This window comes from Pseudomonas sp. 300 (assembly GCF_055803035.1).
The window spans coordinates 296,147-305,988 of the sequence record NZ_JAVLRV010000002.1 but is presented as its reverse complement, the minus strand read 5'-3'; the positions used below and the strand labels follow the sequence as shown (position 1 = coordinate 305,988).

Annotated in this window: 7 protein-coding genes and 1 pseudogene; 4 read left to right on the top strand and 4 right to left on the bottom strand. The window is 48.1% G+C overall.

Annotated features, from left to right (window positions below; translation table 11 throughout):
- Positions 1-580 precede the first annotated feature (580 nt).
- Both Q7W83_RS07495 and Q7W83_RS07490 read right to left on the bottom strand, forming a co-directional pair.
- Positions 581-945, bottom strand: a pseudogene (locus tag Q7W83_RS07495) (avidin-fold protein).
- A gap of 192 nt (positions 946-1,137) precedes the next feature.
- Positions 1,138-1,428 (bottom strand): DUF6124 family protein, encoded by a 291-nt coding sequence (locus Q7W83_RS07490; RefSeq protein WP_150631440.1) that lies wholly within the window; start codon positions 1,426-1,428, stop codon positions 1,138-1,140.
- 796 nt (positions 1,429-2,224) lie between these two features.
- Here Q7W83_RS07490 and Q7W83_RS07485 point away from each other — a divergent pair.
- The 3 genes from Q7W83_RS07485 to Q7W83_RS07475 all read left to right on the top strand — a co-directional run bounded on the left by Q7W83_RS07485 (position 2,225) and on the right by Q7W83_RS07475 (position 5,226).
- Positions 2,225-3,415 (top strand): reverse transcriptase family protein, encoded by a 1,191-nt coding sequence (locus Q7W83_RS07485; protein WP_473655861.1) that lies wholly within the window; start codon positions 2,225-2,227, stop codon positions 3,413-3,415.
- Positions 3,408-4,139, top strand: coding sequence for a retron Ec48 family effector membrane protein (locus Q7W83_RS07480; RefSeq protein ID WP_473655860.1), 732 nt, complete (start codon positions 3,408-3,410; stop codon positions 4,137-4,139). Before Q7W83_RS07485 ends, Q7W83_RS07480 begins: the two co-directional genes overlap by 8 nt.
- A gap of 352 nt (positions 4,140-4,491) precedes the next feature.
- Positions 4,492-5,226, top strand: a complete 735-nt coding sequence (locus Q7W83_RS07475) for an HNH endonuclease (RefSeq protein WP_473655859.1) — start codon at positions 4,492-4,494, stop codon at positions 5,224-5,226.
- A 197-nt stretch (positions 5,227-5,423) separates the two neighbouring features.
- On the opposite strand, the gene Q7W83_RS07470 is transcribed toward Q7W83_RS07475, so the two are convergent.
- Positions 5,424-6,620 carry a PDDEXK-like family protein gene (locus Q7W83_RS07470; protein WP_473655858.1) on the bottom strand — a complete coding sequence of 399 codons (1,197 nt, stop codon included), beginning with the start codon at positions 6,618-6,620 and terminating at the stop codon, positions 5,424-5,426.
- 279 nt (positions 6,621-6,899) lie between these two features.
- On the opposite strand from Q7W83_RS07470, the gene Q7W83_RS07465 reads away from it, so the two are divergent.
- On the top strand, positions 6,900-7,913 hold the full coding sequence (locus Q7W83_RS07465; RefSeq protein ID WP_473655857.1) for a hypothetical protein: 1,014 nt from the start codon (positions 6,900-6,902) through the stop codon (positions 7,911-7,913).
- 291 nt (positions 7,914-8,204) lie between these two features.
- Here the strand turns inward: Q7W83_RS07465 and Q7W83_RS07460 are convergent, their stop codons facing one another.
- A complete protein-coding gene (locus Q7W83_RS07460; protein ID WP_473655856.1) occupies positions 8,205-9,629 on the bottom strand; it encodes a DUF6161 domain-containing protein in 1,425 nt (474 codons plus the stop codon).
- Positions 9,630-9,842: the final 213 nt, after the last annotated feature.

Sequence of the window (9,842 nt, the reverse complement as noted above, 5' to 3'; positions counted from 1 at the left end):
CATGATCTGCACCGTCAGCTGCGACCGCGCCAGCCCCGACATGATCTGCGCCATCCGCCGCAACTGCGCCCGCTCCGACATGATCTGCACCATCCGCCGCAACTGCGCCCGCTCCGACATGATCTGCGCCGTCAGCTGCGACCGCGCCAGCGCCGACGTGATCTGCGCCATCCGCTGCTACTGCGCCAGCGCCGACATGATCTGCGCCATCCGACGCCAAGGCTCGTGCCTGTGCAGCCGAGGCACCGGGCGTTACCACCGCTGCCGCGAGTGCTAATAAAACGCCTGAAAAAAGTCTGTATTTCATAATGTTCTCCACGACCCACTAGCTACAAAGCCAAGAGCACGGCCAGTCATTCAATGCTGGAGACGCGACACGTGGACTCTGCGCTGGTTACGTTGGCGGTTGGCACGGGTGCTCCGTACAGCGCACGGGTGTCGACGGCTTGCATGACAGAAAGACAACGAACTGCTCCAGTATAGATCGGCTATTGCAGCTGACCCGACCCGGTGACCATCGGTGCTTTACCGCATGGCTACCGCACAGATGGCTACGCAATGATCACAAAAAACTTGGCCGCTAGCCCGTAAGTTCGACGTAGCTCGACTCCCCGCCGCCAGTCGCGCCCGACAACCAGCCCCAAACGAAGGCTAGCGTGGTACGCCCTGCGTGATCAACGCCCACCGTGCCACGAGACCAGCCGGCAAGCATCTCGCCATCCGCCGTCAAACACTAAAAAGAAGCTCAATGGTATCGGGGCCTGTCACATCCCCGACTTGATTACCGATGCGTATCCGTCCGCCCTGGTAAGTGCTCGAAATGGCATTCCCCTCGACCTGCTAGTGAAACACGGTGCCCGCACCGGACAGCCCTTGAGCGTTATCCGCAACCGTAAATCGGCGATGGTTCAAACGCTCGCTGATTTGAGAAAAGGGGGTTTCCATGAATGTCGCGTCCTTTGGTTGAGATGTTGGGTTTTAGCCTTTGACGATCCTGACTCATTCATTTCCGAGTGATGAAGGCACTCGTTTGGCTATCTCTGGTGCTGCGGCTTCAATCCAAAAACAAAAAAGCCCTGCCACGGTTAAATGGGGCAGAGCTTCTTTTGGCGCATCACGTCACATCAACGCCCTCGCCTACTCCTGCGGGTCAACTTGATCCAGCACCCGGTTCACCGTCAACTCGGCTAAAGCAATCATCTGCTGAATTCCGAGTGCCAAATTGCATTTGGGGCCTTCGAGTATGAACGCCAGTTCACTGGCCATAACGCTTGCAGAAGCGAGTGTTTCGCAGGCGTGAACCAGGAGGGTTTCGTTATTGACGTTGGGGGCGATGGTGAAAATGGGGTTGGGACGGCGCTCGGCCTCGGCGGGTTTGCGGGGTGGGGATTCAGAAGTTTCGGATGGGTTAGCGTGTTCGTCGAGCATTTGGAACTCCAATGAACTGGGCTCCTATGAGAAAGTCGGGCTACCACACCCGGTCGCTGTATTGGCAGTGACAGAGGGAGATTAGTAAGGTCGCTTCCTAGGTGCAAGCCTATTAGGTTGTAGGAAATTTCGATGGAGTTTGGCGACGAATCTGTAGGGGTTGCTTTCGGCCGAAGCAAACTTTCTGTGAACGCGAATAAATAAATCTGTCCCCTTTTCCTCTGTTTGGTCATACGAAGCTTGAAAGCACCGTCAGATACCTTGGAATCGAAGTCGATGATGCCCTAGAAATGGCGGAACAGACGGAAGTCTGATCATCCTTAGTGACAGTCGACGCTAGACCGTCGCTATTCGACCCGAAGCTGGCGTTGGCGACAGGCAGAAATCGGCCAATAGCGGGAAGGCGGTAGTTTAAAGCTTGCCCGCTGCTCCACGAGCGTGAAAAGGGAGTCTCAGACCATTAAATTCATCGTTGGTTCAGCAAACGTCCCATAGAGGCATTGCTTTTAATTTTTAGCGTATGTAGATTGGCGTTGCGTAAGCGTACCGCTTATGTGCTGCAATCGATTGTTTTTAGATCCTGGATTTTGCTCTTACGAGCGTCTGAAGTTTTTACTTCGGGCTTGTCCGGAGGCTCGCACCTCCGATCACCTCCGAGAAACCTGGAGGAGACAGGGACGGTAGGTTTGGCCATGTGAAGGATGGCAGCTGCCAGCGATCTGATCGATGAATGCATCATCCTTCACTGCACCCTTGCGTATGGGTTGGTCAAACCTATTTTTAATAGGATTTAAAAATGGCTCTACTCAATCCTAGAAAAGTCTCAGTTGGCTCAATTTCTAGTATTGAGAATCTTTGTAGCGCGCTTTCTATATCGCTCGATGAGATTTACGGGGCGCTATCCCTTCCTGATGATGAAAAATATACTGTTTCCCAGACACCTAAGAGTGATGGGAGCGTTAGGCTGGTCCATAACCCGCATTATTTGCTTCGAAAAATTCAGCGAAGAATAAACAAACGCATATTTTCTAAGCTCAGTATTATTGAATGGCCTGATCATCTATTTGGCTCCGTACCTAATCAACGAGATCAGAAAACTCAAAACATGGTCAACAAAGACTATGTGTCGTGTGCCGCAAAACACTGCGGTGCGAAAAGTTTACTGAAAGTCGATGTGAAAGATTTTTTTGATAACATTCACAAAGATTTAGTGTTAGATATATTTAGCAACTTTATGAAGTTTGATAGTGAAGTTTCTGGATTGCTTGCCGAAATCTGTTGTTTTAGGTCGCATGTAATCCAAGGGGCTTTAACCTCAAGCTACCTTGCTAGTTTATGCCTACATGATGTTGAAGGTGCCGTCGTTCAAAGATTGTCGCGGAAGGGGCTTGTCTACACGCGTCTCGTGGATGATATTACGGTTTCTTCAAAAATCTCTAACTATGACTTCGGTTATTCTTTAGACATTATTAGAACAATGCTCACAAGTAAAGACCTCCCGCTTAACCTTGTTAAAACTCGATCTGTTTATGTTTCCAGTGAGCCTTTGACTGTCCATGGTTTAAGAGTCGCGTTTCCTCAGCCTCGTCTTCCTTCTGGAGAGGTTGCAAGGATCAGGGCGGCCGTAAAAAATATTGAAAATTTAGCATCAGAACGTGGCTACAGAACAACTCACGCTTATCGACACGACTTCAACCGCTGCATGGGTCGAGTTAATAAATTAGTAAGGGTGGGTCATGATCGATACGATTCCTTGCTTGGTCGACTTAAAAAAATATTTCCTCTGCCGTCTAAAAAAGACATCGAGCGCGCGAGTGCAATGCTGGACCGTCTTGCTCGTGACTGTGGTACCAAACGTAGTACTTATTGGTACGCAAAACGATATTATAAGCTTCAAGAAAGATTGATTGTCCTAAAGCGTTCATTTCCGGCTATTACTAAAGAAATTAGAAAGTCTTTGAAGGGGTTGCAGCCTGATTATGAATAAAAAACTCGGCGAGATCTGGCGCGATTATCCATATTTAAACTATCTGGCCGCTGGGCTTTTATTGGTCGCAGCAATAGGCGTGCTGCTTAGCACTATGGCTCTAATGGTTACCGGTGTCGGCGGCGAGTTTGCTAGACCTCTATGCTTCAATAATGGATGTATTAAAAAATTCCTCGAGCTATTTGACCAGTCTTTCTTGATCTTAACAGCAACTTTGAACTTGCTTGTCGGGCTTGCCACGATAGGGGGAATAATAGTTGCGCTCATGAGCTTTCTGAATAGCGCAAACGCTACAGCGTTAACAAACCATATTTCACATTTTTCTATATTTCAAAATTATGTAGCGGTAGAAGTTTCTAAGCGCAACCGCATATCTCCGGCGTCTGTAGATACTTTTGTTTGGTATAATTTGATTTTTTCTAATTCGCGCAATGGAAAAACTTCAATTTCTGATGAATATTGCAGCATTATTGCAGCTTTAAACAATGAGATATTCTTTTCTAACGAACAAGCAAGAACTGCAATTCAAGGCTCTTTTCGCTACATGCCACATCAGAAAAGAATTATCGATGCTCTAGGTTGTTTGGGAGTCGCGTTAAGCCACCAACCTAGAAATGAATTTTACGAGATTGAAGATCAAATCTTCGCTTTAATATCTAGCTTGAATAAATCTTTTTGTTTCTCGAACAAGGTGCCTGAGTTATTGGAGAGGCAATACGTATAAGTTATAGATATGCAGAATGTGGTTCAGAACTATCTCGCTTCGATAGCAATTTCAAAGGAGTCTCCATCTTCGCTATGCTTCGGAGGAGGCCCTTCAATATGTCCGCTTCTGGCGGATACCGGATTATCTTGAATGGCTGATATTGGCCTATGCTGACAGACGTAAAGGGCTCCTATCGACCCAAAGCAGCCGGTCAGTATAGGCCAAAATCGACGCGAACCAGCCTGTAGAGAAGTTAAAGAACGGAACAGTACGCACCCGGCGAATGTTTTCTCTCCTGCCCCACCACATAGACGCTTCGCGAGCAAACCGTTAGCCTAATTGCCTTTATCGCCATCGCATAGGGGTTGGAATGGCCAAGCTCATCAAGCTAACGGATACATCCTGGCAACAACCATTCTGTGACCGTAAAAAGGAACATATTCTTTGGGGTTCCCACACGGAGGTTCGTGAAAACTGCAATTTTGTAGACGGCACACGCCGCCTCCTACAAATCTCATTCGAACCACGATTTGAGCTGGATATTGTCGATCACTTTCAGATCACCAGCGGGCGTGAAATCAAATTCCCAAAGGCACTCGTGGATATGATCAGCCCCGTCGTGCTGGAGAATCCCGAGTCCAGCTTCATCGTTACCGTGCTTGATGCTGTTGAGCAGGAAGATGGCCAAGTAGGCACTTCAAAAGACTTGGCCAACCTGATTACTGCTAGGGCAACGACAATTATGGCCCGCGTTGGCCAACAGAGGTTCAGGAAGCAATTGATGGAGTTTTGGGGCGATGCTTGCGCACTCTCTGGAGTGAAGGAGCCCAAGCTGCTGGTCGCATCACACATTCTCCCCTGGAGCCAGTCAGAAGCAGACGCCAAGCTCGATCCATTTAACGGCCTACTACTGGCGCCCCACTACGACCGACTGTTTGACCAAGGCCTTATTTCATTCAAAGACGATGGCTCGATTCTCCTGTCCGGCACGGCCAAGAAGCTGCCACCAGAGTTTGGCCTGTCGAAAGCTATGAAGCTACGCAAGCTCAATCCGAAGCATTTGCCTTACCTAGCTGCTCATAGGAAAATGTTCGACTTCGCATAGCAATACACCAAGCAACATCAAAGCTGCTGGGAGTAGGCCGCACGCAACGGCATGGACTGAACCGCACCTGATTAATAGACAGTCATGACAAGCTGCAAGTAGCCGATTGCTGCCCTGTGCGAAAGGCCGCAATCGGCTCTGGATTCAACCGGTGGATGCAACAGATTGGCTACATCGTTCGGCGGGCTTTTCGGTTGCTAGTCGGCGCAGGCGGGCTCGACCAATTCAGGGGCGTAGTGTTTGCCGGCAAGCGCCGCGCTGATCTCCTTGATGCACTCACTAACTTTGTTGAGTGCCTGGTTGAGATGCATGTCGGTTGCCTTATCGCCGTTCTCAATGATGCACCGTTCTGATTTAACCAAGTACCGGCTCGAAGCAATATAGTGATCCGTCCAGTTCTGCATCTGCCGGGCCGGCGCCGTGAATATAGCCAGGCGATGGGAGAGAGCGTCTTTGTCGGAGCCTCGGAAAAACGGGAACACACCAAACCATGTGTGCTTGTAGATTTTTACCCAGATGCCGGTAGGCCAGTTGCTTAGGCGAATGTCCAGGTCGTAGTGGAGTTTGTCCGGATGGGGCATGAATCGGCTTTCAATTTGTCCCGACCATTCTTGGAACACTAGGCTGTCGCTCAAGCCTGTCTTGAGGTCTGCAAACTGCTGATCGAGTTTCTGACGAAGGCAGTATTCATAGTTCTTGTAAAGGTGCTCGTAAGCGTCTTCATTCTGCAAAAAGATCTCCAAACAGAGCTTTCGCAAGTCAGAATTCCCGGTCATCGTCTTCTCCACGTGAGTTACCATCTGGTCGATAAAGTTGTTGGCGGCCGAGTTGGCAAGCGGTTGGTGATGACGCAACAACTTAGCCAGTTGCCCATATGACTGGTAGTAGACAGGCAGGGAAGATTCCGGATCAATCGTTGGGGAATCGCGTCCCGTAGGCGTTAGATAGACCAAGGCGCGGTTCGGATAATGCGGATACAGCTCGCCAAGCGTCTGCTGGTATCTACCAATCTGACCCTCCTGATCCTTGGCCCAGATCTTGTTCTCGATGGCGATTACCAGGTGCAGGTCAGGGAAGTCGAGGACGATGTCGATCTGTGCCAGTTCCCTGGAAATCCTCGCGCGCTCGCCAGCTGTATTTGCCAGGATCTGCGGGGGGACGGGGTTTGTGCTGCATCGACATGTGGCCAGTGACGCAACATAGGCGTCTCGGAGCACTGCGCCGAGACCATGTGACTCTCGCTCGTTTAAAAGTGCCGCGATGATGTTTGAGTGCACCAACTCTTTGGTGCTTACCCCCATAACCTTGAAAAGATCAAAACTCTTGGTGTATTGAGTGAGCGACGTAAACTCTTCACTGGTTGCTAATGCTGCAAGCTGGGCACCGGGATCCATGCGTGGGTACTCTGTTAAATGTGAGGTAACGCTCAATATAACTTATGCCCACCGTTGGTAATAAAGGGCGAAGTCATAGGCTGGAGCGAGGCTGACAGCTCCGGCCGATCGCTGCCGTCGTGAGAGGCGCAATCGGCCAGAAGCAGTCGGTTGGGCAACTGAAGACGTTCGGCACTTTGAGCTGGGGCGCACTGCTTGTGCCGTAGCGTGTGATGCGATATTGCCACTAACCTGAATTTCGTTGCAGAATCAATTTTTCTACAAGATCGAGATGCACTGATGCCGTTGCTGATTATTTTTAGCGTGATAACGTTCTTTTTTATAGGCCTAATCGGGTTTCTATGCCATAAGTCAAAGGTTTGGACGTGGGTTGATTGTCTATATTATCCATTAGCAGCAATTGGGATAATTCTATTATTCCACAACAATAGCGGACAGCGACAAGTAGTTGAAGCACAGCAGAATCAAGAATTACTTCAGAAAGAGCAGCAGCTGGCACTAGAAAATCAACCACACGTAAAAGTCAAGATGGACATAGGTCTTTATGAAGGCTATATCAACTTGATAAATTCAATTCCAAAATTGGCCGACATTTGCAAAGAGAGCGTCTCAACACCTACATGTGAGGCCGCAACAAAATTATCCCCCATGGTAACCACATTCGTTTCAGTCGCTAACGCTGGGGCGGGTCTACCTATTGAAAAAAGACTTTTAAAAGTCTGCAATAGCGCAGAATCAATGCTGTTGGAGATTGAGAAGTCAAAGGTATTACTCTCCACTACCACCCAAGAATTAATCAAAAACTATAAATTGCTTTCTCAGAGAAACCTAGGACTCGGTGCATATTACGAAGTCAGTATTGCCAATAGCGTGATTAAAAGCAAAAGCTTGGACCAAATACAGATGCTTGATGAAGCGGTTTACCGCGGGTCGGAAGCAGGAGATTACGTTAAGCAAATGCAGCTTGCACTGGTCGATAACGCTACACTTATCCTCACTGCGCTTACCCCATGTTTATCCACTCCAAATAGCGAGCTGAAGCAGCTTAATGACTGGACAGAGACACAGATTACTACTCAGCAAAGCATTGATAAATATACTAAAATTATTGAAACTTCAAAGAACTATTTTGATCCGAAAACCTATGCATTTCAGTTGAATCTTTGGCCTTTTCTGCTGATTCTGGCGTTAGCTTTGAAGTTCGGAAAAGGTGTATCTTCTGTGAAGCCACAATGCGTTGCGATATATGAACTATGCAAGACTTGCTGGATACGCCTCTTAAATATAAAGTAGCGTAGGAGCGTCACTGCGCATCTGACGTTCGGACTTGTGCTTTTAGTGACGCCATTGCTGTTGATGATGCTCTTTCCGACATCGCTCTGTCTAAGTAGGATGCCTATAGTACAGCGGTGGTGCTCAGGGTGAGATCGTAAGTCTCGACTGCCTGCCTTTGGCCGATTTCTGCCTGTCGCGACCGGCAGAATTCGGCCAAATTTTGCCGTTGCTGACCGGCAGCAAAGGGTCGAAAGCTGGCATCCGCTAGAAGCCGCTATCAACCCAAGCTGTGGCCTGCCTTCTGAAGTTTTAGCCTGGTTTTTTATCACCGATGGTTTTGAAAATTAATTCCAAAGGGCTCGAAAATGGAATTTCTTCTATTGATCCAGATTTCGTGGATCTAAACAAACTTTCTAAAACCAACTTGCGATCGTCCTCGGACTTCAGTTTACCTTCATTCAGCAAAGCTAAATATGTCTTTGTGAACGTAATTCTTTCTTCGGCTTCCAAAGCTAGGTAAGAATGGGTGTTAAACTGACGAAGAGTAATTTTAATAAGAATTCCTAACAACGTTATCAAAAGCGCGACTCCCGCTAGATCCGCCACCGCAAGAGTGAGTTCAGAGCGAATGGGCCCTGCTACGGCTATTGTCGACAATGAATTCAAGGAAGTCGCTGTGGATTCAGAGGCGATAGGTGCGAGTTTAGTCGGGATGACTGCAAAATTTGTCGGTTGCGTTGAGGATGGTGATGAATCTAATCGCATTGAAGGCGGATTGACAGGGATTGCCTCTTCCGTGCGTAGCTGGTGAATTAAGCTAGACAGGCCCACAGCACCGCCAGCTCCGAAGTATCCCAATACCGAACTAAACATTACTGCCATGCTTAGCAAGATAGCAAAAAACCAAACAACCTTAAACATCGAATGATTACGCCTACGAGCATTCCAGTACTGAACAGAAGCATCTAAGTCTACTTGGTCGTGATAAGCCGCTTTCGCAGACGCCAAAGTATGCGTTGCTTCGCTGACGGCTGCTCGTGAAGAGTCACGAACTTTTAGCATGTAAGCTGCATATCTTTTACGACGCCGCAGGTAAGCAGCCGTCAGCGAATTGGCAAGTCCGTCTATATCCGATTTTGCTGATGATGTAGAGTCGATAATATCCGTAACATACTCATTGACTGCATCGGTCGCTAGCTCTGCATGGGAAACAAAACGATCCAACGTTTCCTTCATCACGGATGAACGAGCTTCAGAGCCTATGGAAGAAAACCCTTGGAGTGAAATAGCAATTTGTATTGCGATCGATTTTTCAAACGAGAGCCGATCACTCTGTGTTAGGCTGCTTATCTGCCCATCACGATGAACGGCGCTTCTTGTATGTTTATTCAAATACACAAGAGCCAGAGCGGCAGTTACCTCATCATACTCTTCCTTAGTCCTTCTGATAAGGAAACCCTCATCACTATCGTAGAGAATGAATGGCATTTTTTCATTATCCAATCTAAATTCTGGCAAGACAATCTTACTAGTGTACTGCTTTATTTCCTGGATCGGTCTCGAGAAGTAAGTTTCAAATATTGCCTGGCCTGCATCTTTGTACGCGCCCGGCAATTTAGTTAACCATTCCCAATGCGCGATCTGCAACTCCAAGTACGATTTCAATTTTTCATAGCTTTCGAATTTTATTTTCTCGCCATTCAGACGTAAAACCACTTCATGTACTTCTGGCATGGAGTCTTCCTTGGCAAGTGGACACTTGATAAATTAGCAATAGTAACCGTAGATTATCTGACGCTCAGCGGTAAAGCGGTGCTTTGGATAATATTACTTGATATTAACGAGTCAGCGCGAGCCCTAACATCTACCTGAGCTAGGCAAAATTACCCGTGCTCCATGGACACACTGAAGACAGCTTTTGGCCCTCGTCGTCCGTTGACGAAGGCT